Annotated in this window: 22 protein-coding genes; 14 read left to right on the forward strand and 8 right to left on the reverse strand. The window is 65.1% G+C overall.

The window, feature by feature from the left end; all coding sequences use genetic code 11:
- The 3 genes from QYC26_RS12805 to QYC26_RS12815 are packed head-to-tail and all read right to left on the reverse strand — an operon-like array spanning position 1 to position 2,434.
- Positions 1-450: an acyl-CoA thioesterase gene (locus QYC26_RS12805; protein ID WP_317512607.1), complete on the reverse strand. Its 450-nt coding sequence runs from the start codon at positions 448-450 to the stop codon at positions 1-3.
- 4 nt (positions 451-454) lie between these two features.
- The gene (locus tag QYC26_RS12810; protein WP_317512608.1) at positions 455-1,240 is read right to left on the reverse strand and encodes an SDR family NAD(P)-dependent oxidoreductase; all 786 of its coding nucleotides are present in this window, start codon (positions 1,238-1,240) and stop codon (positions 455-457) included.
- A 24-nt stretch (positions 1,241-1,264) separates the two neighbouring features.
- The gene (locus QYC26_RS12815) at positions 1,265-2,434 is read right to left on the reverse strand and encodes an acetyl-CoA C-acetyltransferase (protein WP_317512609.1); all 1,170 of its coding nucleotides are present in this window, start codon (positions 2,432-2,434) and stop codon (positions 1,265-1,267) included.
- 83 nt (positions 2,435-2,517) lie between these two features.
- On the opposite strand from QYC26_RS12815, the gene QYC26_RS12820 reads away from it, so the two are divergent.
- Positions 2,518-3,186 carry a nitroreductase gene (locus tag QYC26_RS12820; RefSeq protein WP_317512610.1) on the forward strand — a complete coding sequence of 223 codons (669 nt, stop codon included), beginning with the start codon at positions 2,518-2,520 and terminating at the stop codon, positions 3,184-3,186.
- A gap of 26 nt (positions 3,187-3,212) precedes the next feature.
- Here the strand turns inward: QYC26_RS12820 and QYC26_RS12825 are convergent, their stop codons facing one another.
- Entirely contained in the window at positions 3,213-4,364 is a 1,152-nt protein-coding gene (locus QYC26_RS12825) for an acyl-CoA dehydrogenase family protein (RefSeq protein WP_317512611.1), read from the reverse strand.
- A 188-nt stretch (positions 4,365-4,552) separates the two neighbouring features.
- Between QYC26_RS12825 and QYC26_RS12830 the strand changes: the two genes are divergently transcribed.
- From QYC26_RS12830 to QYC26_RS12860, 7 genes are all read left to right on the forward strand, one after another.
- Positions 4,553-5,557, forward strand: coding sequence for a fumarylacetoacetate hydrolase family protein (locus QYC26_RS12830; RefSeq protein WP_317512612.1), 1,005 nt, complete (start codon positions 4,553-4,555; stop codon positions 5,555-5,557).
- 57 nt (positions 5,558-5,614) lie between these two features.
- Positions 5,615-6,793, forward strand: a complete 1,179-nt coding sequence (locus tag QYC26_RS12835) for an acyl-CoA dehydrogenase (protein WP_317512613.1) — start codon at positions 5,615-5,617, stop codon at positions 6,791-6,793.
- A 613-nt stretch (positions 6,794-7,406) separates the two neighbouring features.
- Complete coding sequence (locus QYC26_RS12840) at positions 7,407-9,578, forward strand: M3 family metallopeptidase (RefSeq protein WP_317512614.1); 2,172 nt, start codon at positions 7,407-7,409, stop codon at positions 9,576-9,578.
- A 261-nt stretch (positions 9,579-9,839) separates the two neighbouring features.
- Entirely contained in the window at positions 9,840-13,049 is a 3,210-nt protein-coding gene (locus QYC26_RS12845; RefSeq protein WP_317512615.1) for an autotransporter domain-containing protein, read from the forward strand.
- Between the two features lie 249 nt (positions 13,050-13,298).
- Positions 13,299-14,570, forward strand: coding sequence for a thiamine pyrophosphate-dependent enzyme (locus tag QYC26_RS12850; protein WP_317512616.1), 1,272 nt, complete (start codon positions 13,299-13,301; stop codon positions 14,568-14,570).
- Between the two features lie 68 nt (positions 14,571-14,638).
- Positions 14,639-15,643: an alpha-ketoacid dehydrogenase subunit beta gene (locus QYC26_RS12855; protein WP_317515068.1), complete on the forward strand. Its 1,005-nt coding sequence runs from the start codon at positions 14,639-14,641 to the stop codon at positions 15,641-15,643.
- Positions 15,644-15,648: 5 nt separating this feature from the next.
- Positions 15,649-16,917, forward strand: coding sequence for a dihydrolipoamide acetyltransferase family protein (locus tag QYC26_RS12860; RefSeq protein ID WP_317512617.1), 1,269 nt, complete (start codon positions 15,649-15,651; stop codon positions 16,915-16,917).
- A 65-nt stretch (positions 16,918-16,982) separates the two neighbouring features.
- Here the strand turns inward: QYC26_RS12860 and QYC26_RS12865 are convergent, their stop codons facing one another.
- Positions 16,983-17,327 carry a hypothetical protein gene (locus QYC26_RS12865; protein ID WP_317512618.1) on the reverse strand — a complete coding sequence of 115 codons (345 nt, stop codon included), beginning with the start codon at positions 17,325-17,327 and terminating at the stop codon, positions 16,983-16,985.
- A gap of 282 nt (positions 17,328-17,609) precedes the next feature.
- Between QYC26_RS12865 and QYC26_RS12870 the strand changes: the two genes are divergently transcribed.
- A complete protein-coding gene (locus QYC26_RS12870; protein ID WP_317512619.1) occupies positions 17,610-18,401 on the forward strand; it encodes a hypothetical protein in 792 nt (263 codons plus the stop codon).
- 26 nt (positions 18,402-18,427) lie between these two features.
- Here the strand turns inward: QYC26_RS12870 and QYC26_RS12875 are convergent, their stop codons facing one another.
- The gene (locus tag QYC26_RS12875; protein ID WP_317512620.1) at positions 18,428-18,799 is read right to left on the reverse strand and encodes a nuclear transport factor 2 family protein; all 372 of its coding nucleotides are present in this window, start codon (positions 18,797-18,799) and stop codon (positions 18,428-18,430) included.
- 130 nt (positions 18,800-18,929) lie between these two features.
- Between QYC26_RS12875 and QYC26_RS12880 the strand changes: the two genes are divergently transcribed.
- The gene (locus tag QYC26_RS12880) at positions 18,930-19,871 is read left to right on the forward strand and encodes a transferrin-binding protein-like solute binding protein (RefSeq protein ID WP_317512621.1); all 942 of its coding nucleotides are present in this window, start codon (positions 18,930-18,932) and stop codon (positions 19,869-19,871) included.
- Here the strand turns inward: QYC26_RS12880 and QYC26_RS12885 are convergent.
- The gene (locus QYC26_RS12885; RefSeq protein WP_317512622.1) at positions 19,868-20,815 is read right to left on the reverse strand and encodes a LysR family transcriptional regulator; all 948 of its coding nucleotides are present in this window, start codon (positions 20,813-20,815) and stop codon (positions 19,868-19,870) included. The genes QYC26_RS12880 and QYC26_RS12885 overlap by 4 nt on opposite strands.
- A gap of 128 nt (positions 20,816-20,943) precedes the next feature.
- Here QYC26_RS12885 and ilvD point away from each other — a divergent pair, with 128 nt between their 5' ends.
- Positions 20,944-22,794 (forward strand): dihydroxy-acid dehydratase, encoded by a 1,851-nt coding sequence (ilvD, locus tag QYC26_RS12890; protein ID WP_317512623.1) that lies wholly within the window; start codon positions 20,944-20,946, stop codon positions 22,792-22,794.
- Between the two features lie 121 nt (positions 22,795-22,915).
- On the opposite strand, the gene QYC26_RS12895 is transcribed toward ilvD, so the two are convergent.
- Positions 22,916-23,299: a copper resistance protein CopC gene (locus QYC26_RS12895; protein ID WP_317512624.1), complete on the reverse strand. Its 384-nt coding sequence runs from the start codon at positions 23,297-23,299 to the stop codon at positions 22,916-22,918.
- Between the two features lie 124 nt (positions 23,300-23,423).
- Here QYC26_RS12895 and QYC26_RS12900 point away from each other — a divergent pair, with 124 nt between their 5' ends.
- Genes QYC26_RS12900 through QYC26_RS12910 form a run of 3 tightly spaced genes read left to right on the forward strand, consistent with a single transcriptional unit; the run spans position 23,424 to position 24,717 of the window.
- The gene (locus tag QYC26_RS12900) at positions 23,424-23,702 is read left to right on the forward strand and encodes a hypothetical protein (RefSeq protein ID WP_317512625.1); all 279 of its coding nucleotides are present in this window, start codon (positions 23,424-23,426) and stop codon (positions 23,700-23,702) included.
- Entirely contained in the window at positions 23,702-24,142 is a 441-nt protein-coding gene (locus QYC26_RS12905; protein WP_317512626.1) for a periplasmic heavy metal sensor, read from the forward strand. The genes QYC26_RS12900 and QYC26_RS12905 overlap by 1 nt, the downstream gene beginning before the upstream one ends.
- On the forward strand, positions 24,139-24,717 hold the full coding sequence (locus QYC26_RS12910) for an RNA polymerase sigma factor (protein WP_317512627.1): 579 nt from the start codon (positions 24,139-24,141) through the stop codon (positions 24,715-24,717). Before QYC26_RS12905 ends, QYC26_RS12910 begins: the two co-directional genes overlap by 4 nt.
- The last annotated feature ends 25 nt before the right edge of the window (positions 24,718-24,742 follow it).

The raw sequence follows: 24,742 nt of genomic DNA on the forward strand, positions 1-24,742 counted from the left end.
TCAAGCGGGCTGGCGGACCAGGCGTTCGCCAAAGACCGTGCGGATCGGATCGGGCAGCGGTTTGGGCCCGTTCGCATCGGTGAGGACGAGCACGGTGTCGCAGGTGGCGACGCAGACATCGCCCTGAAACGCGGCCGACAGGATCGTCCAACTGCTGGTGCCGACGCGGCCGATACCGCTGCAGACGTCGACCGCATCGGGAAAATGCGCTTCGGCGAGATAGGCGATCGATACCGAGGCGACGAGCCAGCGATCGCCTGCGCCCTGAGAGGCGTGCCGGTTGGTGAGTTCGATCGAACGATTGAAACGCACGCGGCTGTTTTCGAACAGCGCCGCCATCGCCACATTGTTCACATGGCCGAGCGGATCGAGATCCTGAAAGCGCGTTTCGGTGGAATTGGTGAAGGGGTAGGCGGCCCTTTCGAGCCGCCAGGAATCGGGTTTTGCCATGCGTTCAGCGTGGCGCCATGCGGATCGCCCCGTCAAGCCGGACGTCTTCTCCGTTGAAGTAGCCGGTTTCGATCATGGTGAGCGCCAGCTGGGCATATTCTTCGGGCTGACCCAGCCTTTTGGGGAAGGGGACGGCAGCAGCGAGCGCATCCTTCACATTTTGCGGCGAGGCCTGAAGCAGCGGCGTGTTGAAGATACCGGGCAGGATGGTGTTCACCCTGATGCCTTCGCTCATCAGATCGCGCGCGATGGGGAGCGTCATGCCGACTACGCCGCCCTTCGACGCCGAATAGGCGGCTTGCCCCATCTGGCCATCCTCGGCGGCGACGCTGGCGGTGTTCACGATCGCGCCGCGTTCGCCATATTCGTCGACGGGGCCGAGCGTGAGCATGCCCGCAGCCGATTTGGCGATGCAGCGGAAGGTGCCGATCAGGTTGATCTGGATGATCCAGTTGAACGCATCGAGCGGGAAATGCTTGATGCTGCCATCTTCCTTCGAACGGCTGGCGGTCTTGATCGCGTTGCCAACGCCCGCGCAGTTGACCAGCACCCGTTCCTGCCCATGCGCGGTGCGCGCCCTGTCAAAGCCGGCATCGACGCTTTCGTCCGACGTGACGTTCACTTCGCAAAAGGTGCCGCCAATCTCGTTGGCGATGGCCTCGCCCTTTTCACGCTGCAGGTCGAAGATCGCGACCTTGGCGCCCTTTGCCGCAAGTGCGCGCGCCGTGGCCGCGCCGAGGCCCGAGGCCCCGCCGGTGACGACCGCTGCAACCGATGAATCAATCTTCATGAGGCTTCCTCTCCCAATGCTGTATCAGAGCCGTTCGATGATGGTGACGTTGGCGAGCCCGCCGCCTTCGCACATCGTCTGCAGCCCATATTTCTTGCCGTGGCGGCCGAGCGCGTTGACGAGCGTGGCCATGAGCTTGGTGCCGCTGGCGCCGAGCGGATGGCCGAGCGCGATGGCGCCGCCATGGACGTTGAGCTTTGCCGGATCGGCGCCGAGATGTTTCAGCCAGGCGAGCGGAACCGGGGCGAAGGCTTCGTTCACCTCGTAAAGATCGATATCGTCGATCTTGAGCCCGGCGCGCGCCAGCGCCTTTTCGGTGGCGTAGAGCGGTTCTTCGAGCATGATAACCGGATCGCCGCCGGTGACCGTGAGATTGTGGATGCGCGCTAGCGGGGTAAGGTCGTGCTCCTTGAGCGCTTGTTCGGAGACGATCAGCACCGCGCTGGCACCGTCGCAGATCTGGCTGGCATTGGCGGCCGAGATCATCCCGCCTTCCTGCAGCAGCTTGACCGAGGCGATGCCTTCGAGCGTGGCGCCGAACCGGATGCCTTCATCCTGATCGTGGATGATCGGGCCATCGGGGGTGTCGACCGGAAGCCCGACAATTTCGTTTTTGAAGGCCCCGGCCTCGGCGGCGGCGGCGGCGCGGCGGTGGCTTTCAAGCGCGTAGCTATCGAGCTGCTCGCGCGTGAAGCCGTGCTTTTTTGCGATCATCTCGGCGCCCATGAACTGGGAGAAATGGATGCCGGGATAGCGTTCTTCCTGGTGCGGGCTTTTCGAGGTGCCGAGCCCGGCCTGCGCAAAGAGCATCGCTGTCGAGCCCATGGGAACGCGCGTCATGCTTTCGACGCCGGCGGCGATCACCACGTCCTGTGTGCCCGACATCACCGCCTGCGCGGCGAACTGCATGGCTTGCTGCGAAGAGCCGCATTGGCGATCGATCGAGACCGCGGGGACGCTTTCGGGCAGGCGCGAGGCGAGCACTGCACCGCGCCCGATCTGGAACCCCTGTTCGCCCGCCTGGCTGACGCAGCCCATGATGACATCGTCGATCGCGGTGGGATCGATCCCGGTGCGATCGACCACGGCGTTGAGCACCGCGCCCGCCATGTCGGCGGGATGCCACCCCGCAAGGCGACCGCCGCGTTTGCCACCGGCGGTGCGGACTGCTTCGACGATATAGGCCGTACCCATGGAAACTCCTTTGTGCTGAATTAGGACGATGGCCCGACGCCGGGGGATGTTCCGGGGCGTGACAGGCAAGATGGGAGCGGAATGTGAAACTGAGCGATGCGATTGCGGCCCGGCGTTCGGTGCGCGGCTTTCTGGACGATCCGGTAGCGCCGGACATGATCCGCGCATTGCTGGAAAAGGCGGCGCGGGCGCCGAGCGGCGGCAATGTCCAGCCCTGGCACATCGATGTCGTGACCGGGCCAGCGATGAGGCGCCTGAAGGCGCAGATGAGGAAAACGCTGGCGGCGGGCATCGTGGAGGAGCCCGCCTATGCCATCTATCCGCCCGCGCTGAGCGCGCCCTATCGCGACCGGCGCTTTGCGGTGGGTGAGGCGCTGTACGGCCATGTTGGCATCCCGCGCGAAGACAAGGGCGCGCGCCGCCAATGGTTCGCCCGCAATTTCCAGTTCTTCGGCGCGCCGGCTGCGATCTTCTGCACGGTCGACCGGCAGATGGGGCCGCCGCAATGGTCGGACCTTGGCATGTTCCTGCAAAGCTTCATGCTGCTGGCGGTGGAAGCGGGGCTTGCCACCTGCCCGCAGGAGTGCTGGGCGGTCTACCCAGAGACGATCACCCGCTTTCTGGATATCCCCGCCAACCGCATGCTCTTTTGCGGCGTGGCGATCGGCCATGAAGACCCGCACGCCCCCGCCAACCGGCTGGAGACGGGACGTGCGCCGCTGGAGGAATGGGCGGTGTTCCACGACGCCTGACCGGCGCAGGGGGCGCGGCGAGATCATCAGAGCGACCGGCCGATCAGTTCCTTCATGATTTCGCTGGTGCCGCCGTAAATCCTCGTGACGCGGGCGCCGCGCCAGGCCCGGGCGATGGGATATTCGTTCATATAGCCCGCGCCGCCGTGGAGCTGAAGGCACTTGTCCATCACCTCCCATTGCAGCTCGGTATGCCAGAGCTTGACGGCGGCGGCTTCCTCGGGCGTCAGTTCGTTCTTCACATGGCGCGCGACCGCCCAGTCGAGATGCGCCCAGCCGACCTGCAGCTTGGCCTTCAGATCGGCGAGGGTGAAGCGGGTGTTCTGGAAATCGAACACCGTTTTGCCGAACGCCTTGCGATCCTTGGTGAAGGCGACCGTATCGTCGAACGCGCGCTGCGCAGAGCCTTGCGCGGAGACCGCGACCGAAAGCCGTTCCTGTGGCAGTTCGCTCATCAGATAGATGAAGCCCTTGCCCTCTTCGCCGAGGCAGTTGGTGATCGGCACGCGGACATCGTTGAAGAAAAGTTCGGAGGTGTCGGCGGCGTCCTGCCCGATCTTGTCGAGATTGCGGCCGCGCTGGAAACCTTCGCTTTCGGCCTCGACCAGAATGATCGACACGCCCTTCCAGGCAGGTTGCACCTCGGTATCGGTCTTGGCGCAGACGAGGATGAGATCGGCATTCTGGCCATTGGTGATATAGGTCTTGGACCCGTTGATCACATAATGGTTGCCGTCCTTTTTCGCGGTGGTGCGGATGCTCTGGAGATCGGAGCCCGTGCCCGGTTCGGTCATCGCGATCGCGGAGACGACCTCGCCCGAGACGAGCTTGGGCAGCCAGTGGCGTTTCTGCTCTTCGGACCCGTAATGGATGAGATAGCTGACGACGATATCGGACTGGAGCTGGAAGCCGAAGGGTGCGCCCGAATAGGCGATTTCTTCGTTGATGATCGCGTTGTAGCGGAAATCGAGGCCGAGCCCGCCATAGCTTTCCGGCACGGTGGGGCAGAGCATGCCGATCTCGCCGGCCTTGGGCCAGATCGCCTTTTCGACGATGCCCGCCTCTTCCCAGCGCTGGATATTGGGGATGGCTTCCTTTTGCAGAAAGGCGCGCACCGTATCGCGAAAGGCCTCGTGGTTTTCATCGTAGATCGGGCGACCGGAAGACTCGATTGCCATACGCTTCCACTCCTGCATTATTCTTGTGCGCGCAAGGAAGCCTGTGTTGACGTTTCCGTCAAGGTGAATTCCGTTCACGTAAGATTTATCGACAAGTGGACAGTGGTGGTTGCGATTGTTACCAAATTCGCGATTGCCCGTTTCCTCTAATCAGTGCCGGGCGTTGACGAGTGAGAAAGGGAGAGGCGATGAAGCTGGCAAGCCTGAAACAGGGACGCGACGGAAAGCTGGTCGTGGTGTCGAACGATCTGGCCTGGTGTGCCGATGCCAGCCATATCGCGCCGACGCTGCAGGCGGCGCTTGATGACTGGGACCGGCTGGAGGCCGATCTGCGCAATCTGGCGACCGATCTGGAGCACGGCGTGATCCCCAAGGAGCGGTTTCACGAGCGCGAGGCGGCGGCGCCGTTGCCACGCGCCTATCAATGGGCGGATGGATCGGCCTATGTGAACCATGTCGCGCTGGTGCGGCAGGCGCGCGGCGCGGAGATGCCCGACAGCTTCTGGCACGACCCGCTGATGTATCAGGGCGGATCGGACGGGTTTCTGGGCCCGCGCGACGCCATTCCGCTGGCCGACGAGGCCTGGGGCTGCGACATGGAGGCCGAGATCGTCGTGGTGACGGGCGACGTGCCGCTGGGCGCGAGCCGCGAGGAGGCGCTGGCGGCGATCCGGCTGGTCGGGCTGACCAACGATGTCAGCTTGCGCAACCTCATTCCGGGCGAGCTGGCCAAGGGGTTCGGTTTCTTCCAGTCCAAGCCCGCAAGCGCGATGTCGCCGGTGTACGTGACCCCCGATGCGCTGGGCGACAGCTGGCAGGACGGCAAGCTTTCGGGGCAGCTGCATGTCGACCTGAACGGCCAGCCCTTTGGCCGCGCCGATGCGGGCGTCGACATGACGTTCGATTTCGGGACGCTGATCGCGCATGCCGCGAAGACCCGCGCGCTGGGGGCGGGGACGATCATCGGATCGGGCACGGTTTCGAACCGCGACGCGGATGGTGGGCCGGGCAAGCCGGTGGCGGACGGCGGCGTCGGCTATAGCTGCATCGCCGAGATCCGGATGATCGAGACGATCCAGACGGGCGGCGCGAAAACGCCTTTTCTGAAGTCGGGCGACAGCGTGCGGATCTGGATGGAGGATGCGCGCCACCACCCGATTTTCGGCGTGATCGAGCAGGTGGTGAACGGCTGAGCCGCTGAACCGCCGCGCCAAGCGGTTCGTACGACAGAATTAGGAAATGGATGACCGATGGCCGACTTTACCCCGTTCAAATGGGACGACCCGTTCAACCTCGACGCGCAGCTGACCGATGACGAGCGGATGATCCGCGATACGGCGGAAGGCTATGCACAGGGGCGGTTGCTGCCGCGCGTGCTGAGCGCGACGCGCGAGGAGCGGTTTGACCGCGAGATCATGAACGAGCTGGGCGAGCTGGGCCTGCTGGGCGCGACGATCGACGGCTATGGCTGCGCGGGCGTGAGCCATGTGGCCTACGGCCTGATCGCGCGCGCGGTGGAGCGGGTGGATTCGGGCTATCGTTCGGCGATGAGCGTGCAATCCTCGCTCGTGATGCACCCCATCCATGCCTATGGCAGCGAGGCGCAGCGCGAAAAATATCTGCCGCGGCTGGCGACGGGCGAGATTGTCGGCTGTTTCGGGCTGACCGAACCCGATGCGGGATCGGACCCCGGCAGCATGACGGCGCGCGCGGTGGCGGTGGACGGCGGATACCGGCTGACGGGCACCAAGATGTGGATCACCAACGCACCGATCGCCGATATCGCGGTGGTGTGGGCGAAGCTGGACGGGGTGATCCGCGGCTTCATCGTTGAGCGCGGCTGGGCGGGGCTGAGTTTCCCCAAGATCGAGGGCAAGATGAGCCTTCGCGCGTCGATTACCGGCGAGATCGTGATGGACGAAGTGTTCGTTCCCGCCGAGAACATGCTGCCCAATGCGCGCGGGCTGGGCGGGCCGTTCGGCTGCCTCAACAAGGCGCGGTACGGCATTGCCTGGGGATCGATGGGCGCGGCGGAGGACTGTTTCCACCGCGCGCGGACGTACATGCTGGAGCGCAAGCAGTTCGGCCGGCCGCTGGCGGCGAACCAGATCCCGCAGCTGAAGATGGCGAACATGCAGACCGAGATCGCGCTGGGGCTGAACGCCGCGCTGACCGTGGGGCGCGCGATCGACGCCGGCCACTGGGCGCCCGAGATGGTGAGCCTGATCAAGCGCAACAATTGCGGCAAGGCGCTGGATATCGCGCGGATGGCGCGCGACATGCACGGCGGCAATGGGATTTCGGACCAGTTCCATGTGATCCGCCACCTGGTGAACCTGGAAACGGTGAACACCTATGAAGGCACGCACGATGTGCACGCGCTGATCCTGGGCCGCGCGATCACAGGGATTCAGGCGTTTACCGGCTGAGGCGCGCCCGCCTGAACGCGACATGGGCGACATGACAATCGCCCATGTGTCGCGTTGTGCGCAGGGAGGCCGTGACACGCCATTGGCTGTGGATAAGTTGATTGTCCAATCAGTTTAGGGTGTTGCGCGCGCGCTTTGGCGTGGCGGAGACGCGGCCTGTTGGAAATCGGCGCGTGAGGATGCCGATGCGGGGAAAAGGGAGTGACGGCGCGAAGCCCGTGCGCGCGGACGATGCCGCTGGAGCGCCCGGATCGCCATGGCCGACCGGAGCGCCCGTGTGCCGGCAAAGATGCCGGAGCGATGATGTTTCGAAGCAAAGGCACGCACTATCCGCGCCGGGCTTCGCACCATACCGAGGAGGGCAGGCCGGTTGACGCCGCGCCTGCCGTCCGCAGCCCTGCTGCACCATGATCAGCGGTGCGCAGGAGTGATCATGTTAACCGATATGGTTCGTAGAGTCAATATATATGAGCCATTTGCGTTTGATAGGCGGCGAATGACCCGATCGATCATGTCGTTCGTCGTCAAAGCTTGTCGGTTTGTCGAAATTCGGGCTAGGTTCACGTCATGTGGGCAACACACGGGCCAGAGTGATGGTTTTCGGAGATATGAATTGCGTATCAACAATCTGCTTGTTGCCGGCGTGTCGCTGGCAGCGCTGGCGCTGCCGGTGAGCGCGTCTGCCAAAAAGGCGCCCGCCGGCGCCGAGACCGCGGTGACGACCGCTGCGGCGACCAACCCCATGCTGCAGAAATGGACCGGCCCTTATGAAGGTGTGCCGCCGTTCGACCAGATGAAGCCCGAGCTGTTCCCGGCCGCGTTCACCGCGGCGATGGAGGAACTGCGCCGCGAGGTTTACGCGGTGCGCGACAACAAGGCGCCCGCGACCTTCCAGAATGTCAACGAGGCGATGCAGCTGACCGGCGACACGATGGACCGCCTGTTCGCGCTGTGGGGCGTGCAGACGAGCAACCAGTCGAACGCCGATGTGCAGAAGATCGACCGCGAATGGAGCCCCAAAATCTCGGCATTTTATGACGAGATCCAGCTCGATCCCAAGCTGTTCGCGCGCTTCAAGGAAGTGTACGACAAGCGCGCGACGCTCAATCTGACGCCCGCGCAGCTGCGTATCGTCGAGCGCGATTACCGCAATTTCGTGCGCCAGGGCGCGCTGCTCGACCCCGCCACCAAGGCGAAGGTGAGCGAGATCAACCAGCAGCTTTCGGTGGCGTTCAGCGATTTCAGCGCCAAGGTGCTGGCCGATGAAGAAAAGTGGATCGTTGTTGAGGACAAGGCCGAACTGGCCGGGCTTCCCGACAGCTTTGTCGCGTCGCTGAAGGCGGCCGCCGACGAGCGCAACCTGGCGGGCAAATGGGTGATCGTGAACACCCGTTCGTCGGTGCAGCCGGTGCTGGCCAACGCGACCAACCGCGCGCTGCGCGAAAAGACATGGCGCGCCTTTATCGGCCGCGGCGACAATGGCGATGCGAACGACACCAATGCGACGATCGCCGAGATACTGAAGCTGCGCGCCGACCGCGCCAAGCTGCTCGGGTTCAAGAACCACGCCTGGTACCGCATGGATGACACCATGGCGAAGGACCCGGCGCGCGCGATGGACCTGATGATGCGCGTCTGGCCCGCCGCCGTGGCCCGCGTGAAGGAAGAAGTGGCCGATATGCAGGCGGTGGCCGATGCCGACGCGAAGAAGGCCAAGACCGCCAAGATCGCGATCGAGCCGTGGGATTACGGTTTCTATTCGGAAAAGGTGCGCAAGGCGAAGTACGACCTCGATGAAGCCGAGGTGAAGCCCTATTTCGAGCTGAACAACATGGTGAACGCGGCCTTCTATGCCGCCGGGCGCCTGTATGACCTCGATTTCAAGGAAAACACGGGCGAAGTGCCGGTGTTCAACCCCGATGTCCGCACCTTCATCGTCACCGACAAGCGTGATGGTTCGAATGTCGGGCTGTTCTACCTCGACAATTTCGCCCGCGCGGGCAAGCGTTCGGGCGCGTGGATGACCACCTATCGCAGCCAGCAGAAGCTGGGCGGCGAGCGCAATGTGCTGGCGTCGAACAACAACAATTTCGTCAAGGGTGCGCCCGGCGAGCCCGTGCTGATCAGCCTCGACGATGCGACGACGCTGTTCCACGAATTCGGCCACGCCATCCATTATTTCCTGCAGGACGTATATTACCCGTCGCTGGGCGGCACGCCGCGCGACTTTGTGGAATATCCGAGCCAGGTGAACGAGAACTGGCTGCTGACTCGCGACGTGCTTGACCGTTATGCCAAGCATTACAAGACGGGCGAGGCGATGCCGCAGGCGCTGGTCGACAAGATCGAGAAATCCTCGACCTTCAACCAGGGCTATAGCACGGTCGAATATCTGTCGTCGGCGATCGTCGACATGAAGCTGCACGACCGCGAGGCGCCGGTGACCGACCCCGACGCGTTCGAGCGCGAGACGCTGGCGGAACTGGGCATGCCCAAGGAACTGGTGATGCGGCACCGCCTGCCGCAGTTCAACCATCTGTTCTCGTCCGATGGCTATTCGGCGGGTTATTACAGCTATCTCTGGTCCGAGACGATGGATGCCGACACCTGGGCGGCGTTCACCGAGGCGGGCAGCCCATGGGATCGCGGCGTGGCCGACCGGTTCCGCAAGGTGCTGCTGTCGACCGGCAACGAAACCGATCGCGCCGAGGCGTACCGCGCGTTCCGCGGCCGCGACCCGGACGTGAAGGCGCTTTTGAAGAAGCGCGGTTTCCCGGCCGAATAAGCCTGAACAGCACAATCTGAACCGAAGCGGCCGGCTGCGTAAGAATACGCGGTCGGCCGTTTGGTTTAATGTGCCGTTCGCAATTCGTTAACGGCGAGAAATGGCGGCAAAGCGTGGTTTGGGCGCATAGGTGCGGCCTATCACGCTCTGCTATGGTGGTTTTTACTCCACAAGCCACGGCTATCCGACGCCAAATGCAGCGTTAATCTCGGGTTCATCTGGCGAGTCGCGCGCGACCGCCCGTTATCTGGGAGAGTTGAGATGGCTGCTCTGGTCGGTAGTTCTTCCGTAAAATCGATACTTCTGGGCGCGACCGCGCTGACCGCTGGACTGATGGCGCCCGAGGGCGCGCTGGCGCAGGATGGTGGCGGCGCCGTGCAGGTGCCCGACATCATCATCCGCAACGACCTGTCCCCCGATCTGCCGCCGGCGGCGGGGATACTCGACAGCGGCGTGACGGGCGTGGGGCAGATGGTGATCGATGCGGGCGGCGGCTTTGTCGGGCTGTGCACGGGCACGCTCATCAACCCGCGCATGGTGATCTTTGCCGCGCACTGCGTGAACGATCAGGCGGCCGATACCTATGGTTCGGCGAGCGGCGGCACCGCGATCAGCTTTGGCTTCGAGGCCAATAACCGCCCTGCGGTGCGCCAATGGCTGGGGCTGGACGGCGGCGTGCTGCACGCGACGAACAAGGCGCTTTCGCTCTATAATGTCGAGCAGGTCTGGTATGACGAACGCTCGCTGGCGACTGGATTTCTTGAGGCCGATGTCGCGATGGCGACGCTTGATACCCCCGCCTTCGACGTGCCGACCTGGACGATGCTGTTCACCCCGCTGACCGAGGAGACGCATGCGCAGATCATCGGATACGGCACCAAGGGGACGAGCGCCAACCCGGCAGGGGGCATCGATTTCCGCCGCCGCGCCGCCGAGAACATGCTTTCGGTGCTGGGATCGCTCGACGATATCGACAGCTTCCTTTTCGGCGCGCCGAGCGGGTTGCCGCAAAGCCTGTACATGATGGATTTCGACAGCCCGGCGGGCGAGGACGCGTTTGACGACACCACCGGCAATTTCGATTTCGATATTTTCGATGGGCCCGCGCTGCCCCGCGAAGGCACCACCGCCGGGGGCGATTCCGGTGGGCCGCTGGTGGTGGACCAGAAATTCGACAAATCGGTGGTGGTCGGCGTGCTTTCGGGCGGGACGCGCTATTTCGGTCCCCAGCTTTTTTCGACCTATGGCACCAATAATTTCTACCAGCCGCTGTTTCTATACTGGGACCAGATCGTCGCCAATAACAGCTATGTCTATGCCACCAATCGCAAGGCGAGCGGCAACTGGACCGATCCCAATTACTGGGTCCAGACGCTCGACCCGAGCTATGCGATCGAGGTGGAGGGCAAGCTGGTGAACGCGCTGCCCGGAACGCCCGCGCTGGGCATCAGCGGCGATACGGTGAAGTTCGGGAGCATCTGTTTCCTGTCCGATTGCGTGCCGCTGGAGGATTCGAGCGTGCCGCCGGGTGAGGGGGCGCCTAACAGCATCCAGATCCCCGGTGGACCGGGAAGCCGCAATTTCGTGCCGAACAACGTCGTCGCCAACCCGGCGACGGGGATCAAGGCGCGTTATTATGACGTGACGCTGAAGGGGCTGGGTGAAACCGTGCTGGGCGCATCGGTGACGATCGACCGGCTGACGCTCGACAAGGCGCACATGCTCAACGTCAAGCCGGGCGCGAACCTGAAGGTATGGGGCGATTATACCCAGTATAGCGGCTGGACGCAGGTGAACGGCACGATCGCGAGCGGCGAGGCGCTGATCGCGAGCGGCATATTGAGCGGGGCGGGGCGGTTCGACCCGACCTATCTCACCGTTGTTGCGGGCGCGGTGCTGCCCGGCAATATCGGCGGGGCGGGGACGCTGACCATTGCGGGCGATGTCATCCTGTCCTCGGGCGCGCTCACTGTGTTCGACGTGTCGCGCCCGCGCACCGACCGGATCGACGTGGTGGGCGATGCCGCCAATAGCGGCATCATCTCGCTGGGCGGGACGGCGGCGTTCCTGCGCACGCTGACGGGCGCGGCGCCGCGCCAGGGCGACAGCACGACGATCATCACCGCGACTGGCGGGGTGGACGGCACGTTCGACCATGTCGTTGGCGGGGTGGGTGTGCTCAAACCCGAGCTGACCTACGGCGCCAACGCGGTGACGCTGACGCTGAAGGCCGGCAAGTTCAGCGATTTCCTGAACGGCTATGGCGGGACCGTGATGGCCTTTGCCAATGCGCTCGATGCGATGCGTGCGGCGTCGTACACCAATTTGTACGGGCTGTACGGCGCGATCGACGTGATGGAGCCGCACATGCTGGCGGCGACGTTTGGCAATCTTGTCCCGCGAACGGTGGATGAGGCGCAGATGCTCGACCGCGAGCAGGGCGGCAAGGTGACCCGGCTGGTTGCGGACCGCCTGTCGATGCTCGGCACGCGCGCGGCGGGCTATGGCCGGCTGAGCGTGGTCGGTGCGCCCGAAATGCTGAGCATGGACGGCCAGGGGATATCGGGCAGTTCGGCGGCGCAGATGAGCTTTGCGCGCAGCCTTGCCCCCTCGGGCCGGAGCGTCGGGCGGTTGCCCGAAAATGTCAGCGGCTTTGTGTCGGGCGGGGTCGAGCGGGGCACCGCGCTGGCGGCGGCTGGCAACGGCTCGCGCGACAGCTGGCATATCGCGATGGGGCTTGAGTTTGCGCTGGGCGAGGCGCTGACCATAGGGTCGGCGTTCGGCCATGTGAACGGGCTGAGCCGCTTTGCCGGGAACGAGGCCAAGGCGGTGACCAACCAGGCGGCGCTTTATGGCAGCTACCGGCTGGGCGGCGGCTTTTATGCCGGCGGGCTGGCATCGATGGCGCACACGCGCATGGGGATGGAGCGCACGACCGGCGCGGGTGGCAGCCTGGTCGCCAGCATGGCGGGCGATACGCGCGCGATGGCGATCGACGTGCAGGCCGAACTGGGCGCCAATGTCGAGACCGGGCTGGGCGGGCTGATGCTCACCCCGCGCGCGGCGCTGGCGTACAAGTCGTATAATCTGAGCGGCTTCCGCGAGCAGGGCGGCGAGATGGCGATGATGATCGACGACATGCGCCTCAACCGGATCGAGAGCCGGCTGGGCGTGCGCCTGTCGGGCACGGCGCAGCCCGTGCGCGGTTGGCAGTTCACCCCCGAACTGCGCGCCGACTGGGTGACCACGCTGGCGGGCGGGCGCGACAGTTTCGACGTGCGCTTCGCCGCCGCGCCCGATGTTGCCATCGCGTTGCCGCTGATGAGCAACGACCGCAGCTGGGCCGAGCTGAAGGGCGGGTTCCGGCTGGTCAACGGGCCGCTGGCCTTTGGCGCAGGCGTTGAGCGCAGTTTCGCGCGCAGCGACCTGACCGACAACCGCGCCGTGATGGATGTCGCGTTCAGCTTCTGATCCGCTCAAGGCGCGGGACGGGCTGGGCCGGGGTTCAAAAATCTGCCGATATCGAACTCCGGCTTAACCCGTTGGAATGCATGATCGACGGGCCGTGAACCAATTGGGGCGCGGCCCGTTTTTCATGGACCCGATGCGCGGAACGCTTGTCGGACGCGTTGAAATTTTATAACACTGGTGAATAACAAAGATGTTGTAACGAATCCGAACCTTGCGAAGGGTTTGGAGCCAGAACCGAACGGAGAGACCATGGCCGGCGACACCCAGCGCCCCAATCTTCCCCCCTTGTCGCTCCACGTGCCCGAGCCGCGTTTCCGGCCGGGCGATGCAGCCGATTACAGCGATCTCGACATCCCCGCAGCGGGCGCCGCGCCGCGCCCGGCGGTGAACGGCAAGCCCGAGGATTTCCGCGAGCTTTCCTATTCGCTGGTCCGCGTGCTGGACGAGGACGGCCGCGCTGTTGGCCCGTGGGACCCCAAGCTTTCGCCCGACCGGCTGCGCGCGATGCTGCGATCGATGGCGCTGACCCGCGCGTTCGACGAGCGGATGTTCCGCGCGCAGCGGCAGGGCAAGACGAGCTTTTACATGAAGTCGACCGGCGAGGAGGCGGTGTCGATCGGCGCCGCGCACGCGCTGGACCGCGACGATATGTGCTTTCCCAGCTATCGCCAGCAGGGGCTGCTGATCGCGCGCGACTGGGATCTGGTGGACATGATGAACCAGATCTATTCGAACAAGGGCGACCGGCTGCAGGGCAAGCAGCTGCCGATCATGTATTCGGTGAAGGAAGCCGGTTTCTTCTCGATCTCGGGCAATCTGACGACGCAATATCCGCAGGCCGTGGGCTGGGCGATGGCGTCGGCATCGAAGGGCGACACGCGGATCGCCGCCGCCTGGTGCGGCGAGGGATCGACCGCCGAGGGCGATTTCCATTCGGCCTGCACCTTTGCCGCAGTGTACCGCGCGCCGGTGATCCTGAATGTGGTCAACAACCAATGGGCGATCTCGTCCTTTTCCGGCTTTGCCGGTGCGGAATCGACGACCTTTGCGGCGCGTGCGGTGGGCTATGGCATTGCCGGCCTGCGCGTCGACGGCAATGACGTGCTGGCGGTCTATGCCGCCACCGAATGGGCGGCCGAACGCGCGCGGACCAATCAAGGCCCGACGCTGATCGAGCATTTCACCTACCGCGCCGAGGGACATTCGACCTCGGACGACCCGAGCGCCTATCGTTCGGCCACCGAGCGCGCCGAATGGCCGCTGGGCGATCCGATCGCGCGGCTGAAGCAGCACCTGATTATGCTGGGCGAATGGGACGAGGAACGCCAGGCGGCGATGGACCTTGAACTGGCCGAAAAGGTGAAGGCTGCCGCCAAGGAAGCCGAGAAGAACGGCATTCTGGGCCACGGCATGCACCAGCCTTTCGAGACGATGTTCGAAGGCGTGTTCGAGGAAATGCCCTGGCATCTGAAGGAACAGCTGGCGCAGGCCGTGAACGAGAAGAAGGTGGCCGGGCTATGAGCGAGCAGGCAATGACCGATCAGGCAGAAGCTGGCAACGCCGTGGACGAAAGCGGCGCGGGCGCGCGGATGAACATGATCCAGGCGATCAATTCGGCCATGGACATCATGATGGAACGCGATCCCAATGTGATCGTGATGGGCGAGGATGTCGGCTATTTCGGCGGCGTGTTTCGTGCAACCGCAGGGTTGCAGAAGAAATATGGCAAGACCCGCGTGTTCGACACGCCGATCACCGAATGCGGCATCATCGGCGTGGCGGTGGGCATGGGCGCGTACGGCCTGCGCCCTGTGCCCGAGATCCAGTTCGCCGACTATATCTATCCCGCGCTCGACCAGCTTGTCTCCGAAGCTGCGCGCCTGCGGTACCGGTCGGCGGGCGAGTTCACCGCGCCGATGACGGTGCGATCGCCCTTTGGCGGCGGGATTTTCGGCGGGCAGACGCATTCGCAGTCGCCCGAGGGGATCTTCACCCATGTCGCGGGGCTGAAGACGGTGATCCCGTCCACGCCGTACGACGCCAAGGGGCTGCTGATCGCGGCGATCGAGGATAATGACCCGGTCATCTTCTTCGAGCCCAAGCGCATCTATAACGGCCCGTTCGACGGCCATTATGACCGCCCGGCGCGCAACTGGAACAACCATCCCGGCGGCGCGGTGCCCGAGGGTTATTACCGCATCCCGCTGGGCACCGCGAATGTGGTGCGCCCCGGCGAGGCGCTCACCATCCTGTGTTACGGAACGATGGTGCACGTGGTGCAGAACACGGTGGACGAGATGGGCGTCGACGCCGAGATTGTCGACCTGCGCACGCTGATCCCGCTCGACATCGCGACGATCGAGGCATCGGTGAAGAAGACCGGGCGGTGCCTGATCGTGCACGAAGCGACGCGCACATCGGGCTTTGGCGCCGAGCTGTCGGCGCAGGTGCAGGAACGCTGTTTCTATCATCTCGAAGCGCCGATCGAACGCGTGAGCGGTTTCGACACGCCTTATCCCCACAGCCTCGAATGGGCCTATTTCCCCGGCCCGATCCGCATCAGCGAGGCGATCAAGAAGATCATGAAGGACTGACGCACATGGCGCTTTTCAGTTTCAAGCTGCCCGATATCGGCGAAGGCATTTCCGAGGCGGAGATCGTCGCCTGGCATGTGAAGGTGGGCGACATGGTCGAAGAAGACCAGCAGATCGCCGACATGATGACCGACAAGGCGACCGTCGAGATGGAAAGCCCGGTTTCGGGCAAGGTCGTCGAACTGGCGGGCGAAGTGGGCGATCAGGTGTCGATCGGCGCGACGCTGATCGTGATCGAGACCGCGGGCGAAGCTGCCGCCGCACCGGCGGAGGCGCCTGCCGCGCCCGCCGCTGCCGTGGAACCTGCGCCCGAGACGGTGGCGGCGCCTGCGCCTGAACCCGCGCCGGTGGTTGTTGCTGAACCCGCTCCGGTAGCCCCGGACCCTGCTCCGGCTGCTCCGGCCGCGGCGGCGCAGGTGATGGCATCGCCTGCGGTGCGCGACCGCGCGCGTGCTCTGGGGATCGATCTTGCGCAGGTGCGCCCGGCGCAGGGCGACCGCATTCGCCATGCCGATCTCGACGCATACCTCACCTATAACGGCGCGCAGGGTTTCCGCGCGCCCGGCGCCTCGGCTGCACGCGCCGACGAGGCGGTGAAGGTGATCGGGATGCGCCGCCGCATCGCCGAGAATATGGCGGCGTCGAAGCGCGCCATCCCGCACTTCACCTATGTCGAGGAAATCGACGTGACCGCGCTGGAGGCGATGCGCGCCGACCTCAACGCCAATCGCGGCGAGCGGCCCAAGCTTACCATGCTGCCGCTCTTGATCGTCGCGATCTGCAAGGCGCTGCCCGCATTCCCGATGATCAACGCACGCTATGACGACGAGGCGGGCGTGGTGACGCGGCACGGCGCGGTGCATCTGGGCATGGCGACGCAGACCGATGCCGGGCTGATGGTGCCGGTGATCCGCGACGCGCAGGACAGGAATATCTGGCAGCTCGCCAGCGAGATCCGCCGGCTTTCCGACGCCGCGCGCAGCGGCAAGGCGAAATCGGCAGAGCTTTCGGGGTCGACACTCACCGTCACCTCGCTCGGGCCGCTCGGCGGGATCGCGACCACCCCGGTCATCAACCGCCCCGAAGTGGCGATCATCGGCCCCAACCGCGTGATCGAGCGCCCGGTGATCCGCGACGGCGAAATCGCGGTCGCCAAGCTGATGAACCTTTCCATCTCGTGCGACCACCGCGTCGTTGATGGCTGGGACGCGGCGAGCTATGTCCAGGCGGTCCGGAAGCTGCTCGAAACGCCCGTGCTGCTCTTCGCCGACTGATGCACACCCCCCGCGCGGCCAGGGCAGTGCCCGGATGCCGCGCGGGGGGGGGCTTCCGCTCCGGGTCAGGGGGTGTCCCGCGCGATCCGTCCGGCGAACGGCGAACCGATCCACAGATCATCCTCGACCTGAAGCCTGATCTCGGCGATGCGCCGGGCGCCGATCCAGTCGGAGCGGGGCGCCATCCGCGCAAAGGCCTCGCTTCGCGCCTGTTCGCTGGGCCACAGCGCGATGGCGAGGAAATCGCCATTCTCGTCGCGGGTCAGGCATGATCCGAGGGCGCCCAATGCGCGCCCCTCGATGGTGATTTCGCGCCATGTCGCCCTGAAATTGTCCTGATAGGTGGGCTCTACCTGCCATCGGTAGATGACGATGAAACCGGACGAGGGGTGATGATCGGGTTCAGCCATGGCGCCATGATGATGTTGGCCAAGGGGGTGTCAATGTCCCTCAGCGAAGGGTTTTCCAGCTGAACGAGCCGCAGAGCGATGCGATCCGGGGGCGGGGGCCTTGTATCGGCTGCTGACGGGCGTTCGCGGCGAACGGGCACCGGCCCGGCGTGCCGCGTACGGCAATGGCTTGTCTTGCCCCCGCCGTCCCCGTATCGCTGAGGGGTCTGCGCGTCGGGACGCTCTCACCCGCCCCGCACCTGTCGAGGTCGAGGTCCCGTGTTCCATCCGTTTCGCGTTTTGGTGACATCGCTGCCCGAACGGCTGCGCGACCGGCTGGGTGAGCGCGCGGCGGGGATTGCGCTGACCATCCTCGTCGAGATCCTGCTCGTCATGGCGCTGCTCACCATCGTGCCGCAGTTCAACCGCCAGCGCGAGGTGGAGATGAGCGTTTTCAGCATCGAGGCGCAGCCCGATCAGCCGCCGTCGCCCGAGCCCGAGGAAGCCGCCGCCGAGCCGCCCGCGCAACCCAAGGCCGAGGCTGAGAAGCCCGCCGAAAAGCCGCCGCAGCCAAAGCCCGTTCCCCCCGAGCCCGAGCCCGAGCCCGCGCCGGTGGCGGAGCCGCCGCCGCTTCCCATCATCCCGCTCAACCGCCAGCAAATGGCCACCGCCAATATTGCACGCCCGGCCCCGCAGGCGCCCGCAACCCCCGCCGCGCCCGCCGCGTCTGCGATGATGGGCCCGGTCAACAAGGGGCGTTCGGACGATACGCAGCGCGTGGGCACCGCGCCCAATGGCCAGCCGCTTTATGCCGCCGCCTGGTACCGCGAGCCTTTTGACGACGAACTGCGCGGCTATCTTTCCACCGCACGCGGCCCCGGCTGGGGGCTGATCGCGTGCCGCACCGTGGCGCAGTTCCGCGTCGAGGACTGCGTGGCGGTGGGCGAATATCCCGAAGGATCGAACATCGCGCGCGCGGTATTGGCCGCCGCCTGGCAATTCCGCGTCCGCCCGCCCCAGCGCGGCGGCCGGCCGATGACCGGCGAATGGGTGCGCATCCGCATCGATTACAATGTGCGCCGCGCGACCAATTAGGGCGCGGCGGCCTTGCGGAACGGGGTTCAGGGCGCCGGCGCGATCCTGATCCCGACGATCCGGCCGTCCCGGATCGTGTAACGGCCGGTCAGGTTCAGGGTGATCGTCTCGCCCTTTGCGAGCGCCTGCCCCATGAAGTCTGGCACGTCGTCCCGCGCGGTGAGCTTGTCGACGATGCGCACGGTCATGCAATCGCCGTCTTGCGCGATCTCGACCGGTTCCATCTGGTCGACGAACAGGCCGATCATATGCCGATAGGTCGCCAGATAGGCCGCCTTGCCTTCTTGCGTGCCCATGGCGGATTCCAGCACCACGGCATCGTCGATCAGCGCCCCGATCCGTTCGGCGTCTTGCGCATTATACGCCGCATAATAGGCGCGCATGATCTGTTCGGACATATCCCATCCCATTGCCTGATTTGGCGCGAGGATGGACGAGGGACCGGTTCCGGGCAAGCGGCCGTCGAATTTGATAATTGTCGCCGGATCTATTCCGGATTACGCAGCGGATAGGGGTAAAGGGGGGTATATGCTGGAGGTTCGGAATATTTGTGCCATTGCGCCGTTCGCGCTGGTTGCCGCATGCGGTGGCGGAAGTGGTGGAGGAGGCGGTGTTGCCGTTATTCCCACCCCGCCAAGTGCGCAGGCCAACACCACGCTGACCGATATCCAGTACAGCGACACATTTGGCGGGTCGGCAGCCGAAACCAATTACCGCGTTTCGCGCGCGACGGGCGGGGCGTCGCTGCGTGGGCAGGCCACCACGATCAGCACTGATGGCGGTGCTGTGCGTTATGACGCGGCATCGCGCAGCTACACGCTGTCGGGCACCCCGAGCATGTATTCGGCTAGATTTGGCCCGGCGCACAAGGATGATGACCAGTCCAGCAATGTGCTGACCGTCTATCAGAAGGGGGAAGGCGGCCAGCAGGAAACGATGGTGCTTTTCAATCCGGGGGACGCAAACACCGAGTTGGCGCTGACCTATACCAGCTACGGCGCCTTTCAGAAGATCAATGGCGGCGTTGACAGCGTTGACGTGGACACCGCATTTTTCAGCTATGGGATCCGGACGACGGCGGCCCAGATGCCGCGTACCGGGCAGGCTTCGTACACCACCCGGATTGACGGCCAGTTCGGCGATGCAACCGGCGTATATGCCTTGGGCGGGGATAGCCAGTTCACCGCAAATTTCTCTGCCGCCACATTCGCATTTTCAATGACGCCCATCGGGCAGCATGTGCAATCCGGCGCACGGAAATATTTCGGTAGGCAGGATATCAACGGCACGATCAAGTCGAGCATTGATGGCGGCCAGCTGTTCTTTGGCGATCACCGCACCGGCACCGGCTATGACAGTTCGGTCGATGGATATTTCTATGGCCCCGGAGCAGCGGAGATTGGCGGAGTATTCACGCTGACCGGCAAGGACGGGTTTGGCGTTGGCGCCGTTGTGGGCAAGAAAAACTAGCCGCCAAGGGCGCAGGGCCCTTGCGCTTCCGCACCGTCGCCCAGCTGGGTGACGGTGTCGAGGAGGCGCAGAAGGGTGGGGGTTGTGTCCCCTTCGCGCCAGATGATCCCGGTTTCGAGGCGGGGCGCGTCGCCCGAGAGGGCGGCATAGCGCACGCCGGTGCGCGCGAGGTTTTGCAGCGAGGCGGGGACGAGCGCGATCCCCATGCCCGCCGAGACGAGGCTGATGATCGTCTGCATCTGGATGGCCTGCTGCGCGATCACCGGGGTCCCGCCGTGGCGCGCGTGATAGCCGGTGACGATATCGTGAAAGGCGGGCGCGATGTGGCGCGGGAAGATGATGAGCGGGGCGACGATGGCGGCCGCCGCCGAAAGGATGCCAGTTGCCGGATCGAGCGCGAGCCGCCCGCTGTCGAGCCAGCTTTCGGGAAGTGCTGCGACGAGCGGTTCGCGCATCAGCCGGCGATAGGCGAGCCCGGCGGGGAGCGCACCCTCGGCCGGGGGTATGACGATGCCGGCATGGCCGCGCCCGGCCTGCAAGGCGCTGATCTGGATATCGCTTGTCGCCTCGGTGAGCGCGATTTCGACATCGGGGAAATGCGCGGCGTAACGCTGCACGAGCGTGGGGAGGATGTTGTAATCGGCGGTGCTGACGAAGGAGAGTTCGAGCCGGCCGGCCTTGCCCTCGGCCAGCTGGCGGACGAGCGCTGGAAGCGCATCGACCCTGGCGAGCGCCGAGCGGACCGCGCCGAGCCACTGTTCGCCCAGGGGGCTGAGCGCGACATGGCGCCGCGTGCGGAGGAAAAGCGGGGCGCCGATTTCGCGTTCGAGCGCAAGGATCGACTGGCTGAGCGGCGGCTGGGTCATCCCCAGACGTTCGGCGGCATGGCCGAAATGGAGCGTTTCGGCGACCGCGACGAAATGCCGGAACTGGCGAACGTCCATCAACTTATATCCTGTGCGACCCAATAACCGCTGAATAATATATTTCACCGAATGACGGAAGCGCGCTAGTCAGGCAAAAAACAGGCGGCCGGAAACCGGCCTTTCGAGCAGTGGGAAGACACAGAGACATGCCTAGCTATCGTTCCAGAACGACCACCCATGGCCGCAACATGGCGGGCGCGCGCGGCCTTTGGCGCGCCACCGGCATGAAGGACGAGGATTTCGGCAAGCCGATCATCGCGGTGGTCAACAGCTTTACCCAGTTCGTGCCCGGGCATGTCCATCTGAAGGATCTGGGCCAGCTGGTGGCGCGCGAGATCGAGGCGGCGGGCGGCGTTGCCAAGGAATTCAACACCATCGCGGTCGATGACGGGATCGCCATGGGGCATGACGGGATGCTCTATTCGCTGCCCAGCCGCGATCTGATTGCCGACAGCGTCGAATATATGGCGAACGCGCACTGCGCCGACGCGCTGGTGTGCATTTCGAACTGCGACAAGATCACCCCGGGCATGCTGATGGCCGCGATGCGCCTCAACATCCCCGCCATCTTCGTGTCGGGCGGCCCGATGGAAGCGGGCAAGGCCGATATCCAGGGCAAGACGATCGCGCTCGATCTGGTCGATGCGATGGTGGCCGCCGCCGACGACAGCTATAGCGACGAAGACGTGAAGGTGATCGAGCGTTCGGCTTGCCCGACCTGTGGCAGCTGTTCGGGCATGTTCACCGCCAATTCGATGAACTGCCTGACCGAAGCGCTGGGCCTGTCGTTGCCGGGCAATGGTTCGGTGCTGGCGACCCATGCCGACCGCAAGCAGCTGTTTCTGGAAGCGGGCCGCACGATCGTCAGCCTTGCCAAGCGCTGGTACGAGCAGGACGATGCCTCGGTTTTGCCGCGCTCGATCGCGAGCTTTGCCGCGTTCGAGAATGCGATGAGCCTCGATATCGCGATGGGCGGATCGACCAACACGGTGCTCCACCTGCTCGCCGCCGCGCATGAAGGCGGGGTGGAGTTTACCATGGGCGATATCGACCGCCTGTCGCGCCGCGTGCCGTGCCTGAGCAAGGTGGCCCCGGCCAAGCAGGACGTGCATATGGAAGACGTCCACCGCGCCGGCGGGATCATGGCGATCCTTGGCCAGCTGGACCGCGCCGGGCTGATCGACACCAGCCTGCCCACCGTGCACGCGCCGACGCTGGGCGATGCGCTGAACCATTGGGACATCAGCCGCACCGACAGCGCCGAAGTGCACGAATTCTTCAAGGCCGCCCCCGGCGGGGTGCGGACCACCGAAGCCTTCAGCACCGCCAATCGCTGGAAGGAACTGGACCTTGACCGCGAGGGCGGGGTGATCCGTTCGGCCGAGCACCCGTTTTCGAAGGATGGCGGGCTGGCCGTGCTGTCGGGCAATTTGGCGCCCGAAGGCTGCATCGTGAAGACCGCAGGCGTGGACGATTCCATCCTCGTCTTTCACGGCAAGGCGCGTGTTTATGAAAGCCAGGACGCCGCAGTGGCCGGTATCCTCGGCAACCAGGTGGAAGCGGGCGACGTTGTCGTCATCCGTTATGAAGGGCCGAAGGGCGGGCCGGGCATGCAGGAAATGCTCTACCCGACCAGCTATCTGAAATCGAAGGGGCTGGGCAAGGCGTGCGCGCTGATCACCGATGGCCGCTTTTCGGGTGGCACCTCGGGCCTGTCGATCGGCCATGTTTCCCCCGAAGCAGCCGAAGGCGGCCTGATTGCGCTGGTCGAGACGGGTGATCCGATCCTGATCGATATTCCCAACCGTTCGATCAAGCTCGACCTTAGCGACGACGTGCTGGCAGCGCGCCGCGCCGAGATGGAGGCGCGCGGCGCCAAGGCGTGGAAGCCGTTCGGCCGCAAGCGCAATGTTTCGCCCGCGCTGCGCGCTTATGCCGCGATGACCACCAACGCCGCGCGCGGCGCGGTGCGCGATGTGAGCCAGCTCGAAGGCTGAGCCGGACCGAATGGGGCGGGGCGCAGGGCCCCGCCGCCGGATAAAAGAAAACCCATCGGCGTAAGGGCGCGCCGATGGGTTTTCCATTGTGGCGCCAGGGGGACCGGCGCCGGGGGACGTGTTACTTTGCGGTGAAGCCGATCTGGCCCTGTGCGCGGCCCGAGGCGGCGGCCGCCGTCCACTTCACCTCATAGGTGCCCGCGGGGAGCGCGCGGGTGAAGGTGGCGATCAGCGTCTTGCCATCGGGCGAGACCGAGGTTTTGAAACCCGCCATCTTCATCGGCGCGTGATTGGCCATGCCGGGCATGCCGGTCATCACCACGCTCATCCCCGAACCCTGGGGCGTGATCTTTTCATTGAACGCCAGCGCGATGCGCGTCGTCTTGGCGGCCGGCGCGCCCGCTGCCGGCTGTGCCGAGACGAGCTTGGGCTGGGCGGCGGCCGGGGCGGCGAGCGCCGCGCCGCCGGCGAGCGCCGCGGCCACGAGGATATGCGCAAATTTCATCAGCTACTCCTTACACTATAGACGGGATACGCAGCGGGCGGGCGCTCCCCTCAATTTCATTCGGGGCGGATGAGGGATTTCGCCGGGGCTTGCGTATTGCAAATGATGCATGGGAAAAGGACGCATGACTGATATCGACGCCATGCTGGGCCGCCTGCGCGAACGCCCCGTTCATCCGGAGCTGGATGCGATCGACGCCGCCGTGATGGACACGCTGGCCGAACGCGCGCGCGAACGCTCGGAATCGCTGGGCGCACGCGGGCTGAGCATGGCCGCTATCGTTGCGCTGATCATCGGCGTGGCGGGATCGGCGGTGCCCGGAACCCCGGTGCGCGCGGCATCGATATCGCCCTTTGGCGCATCGCCCATATTGGCCCCCTCGACGCTGCTTGGCGAGAATTGATGCGCAGTTCGAAATATGTGCTTGTCGTTGCGCTGATTGCCTTTGTTGCGGCGATTGCGGGCGTGGTGGTGGGCCGCGCGGTGGTGGTGCCCGAACGCCCGGTCGAGAATGAACTGCACGAATTGCTGCACGACGAGCTGACGCTCGACCGCGCGCAGCAGGCGCAGATCGAGGAAATCGAGAAGCGGTTCGCCGTGCGCCGTCGCGCGCTGGAGCTGGAGCTGCGCGCCGATAATGCGCGGCTGGCCGAGGCGATCGAGGCCGAACATGGCTATGGCCCCAAGGTGGCCGCCGCGATCGACCGTTCGCACACCGCGATGGGCGCGCTGCAGAAGGAAACGCTGGAGCATATCTTTGCGATGCGCCAGGTGCTGCGCCCCGATCAGGCCGCGCGGTTCGACGCCGCCGTCGTGCGGGCGCTGACGGCCAAGGACAAGTGACCCCCGATACCGACGCGCACAGATATGGCGACTGCACCGACGGCGAACTGGCGGCGCTTGCGCTGGCGGGCAGGCAGGCGGCGTACCGCGAGCTGATGGAGCGGCACCGGGCGTTCGTTTACCGGCTGGTGCGCGGCAGCACGGGTGACGAGGACGAGGCGCTGGACGTGACGCAGACAAGCTTCATCGCCGCCTTTTCGGCGCTGGCGCGTTATGACGGCGAGCGCCCCTTTCGGCTGTGGATCGCGCGGATCGCGCTGAACAAATGCCATGACTGGGCCCGGCGGCGGATGGTGCGCCGGTTCCTGACCTTTGCTGCGCCGATGGGCGAGGCCGAACAGGTGGCCGACAGCGCGGTGCCGATCGACCGGGCGATGGCAGACCGGCAGGAACTGGCACGCGTGAACCGCGCGATCGCCGAGCTTTCGCCCGCGCTGAAGGAGCCGCTGTTGCTGCGCACGGTGGAGGGGCTGAGCCAGGCGGAAACCGCGCAGATCCTGGGGATCAGCGAAAAGGCGGTGGAGACGCGGCTGTACCGCGCGCGCAAGAAGCTGGAAGAAAAATTGAGGGATTGAGCGGCCTCGTCCGTATCCAATCGAG

This window comes from Sphingomonas sp. C3-2, from assembly GCF_033025475.1.
In the GTDB taxonomy this organism is placed as follows: Bacteria; Pseudomonadota; Alphaproteobacteria; order Sphingomonadales; family Sphingomonadaceae; genus Sphingobium_A.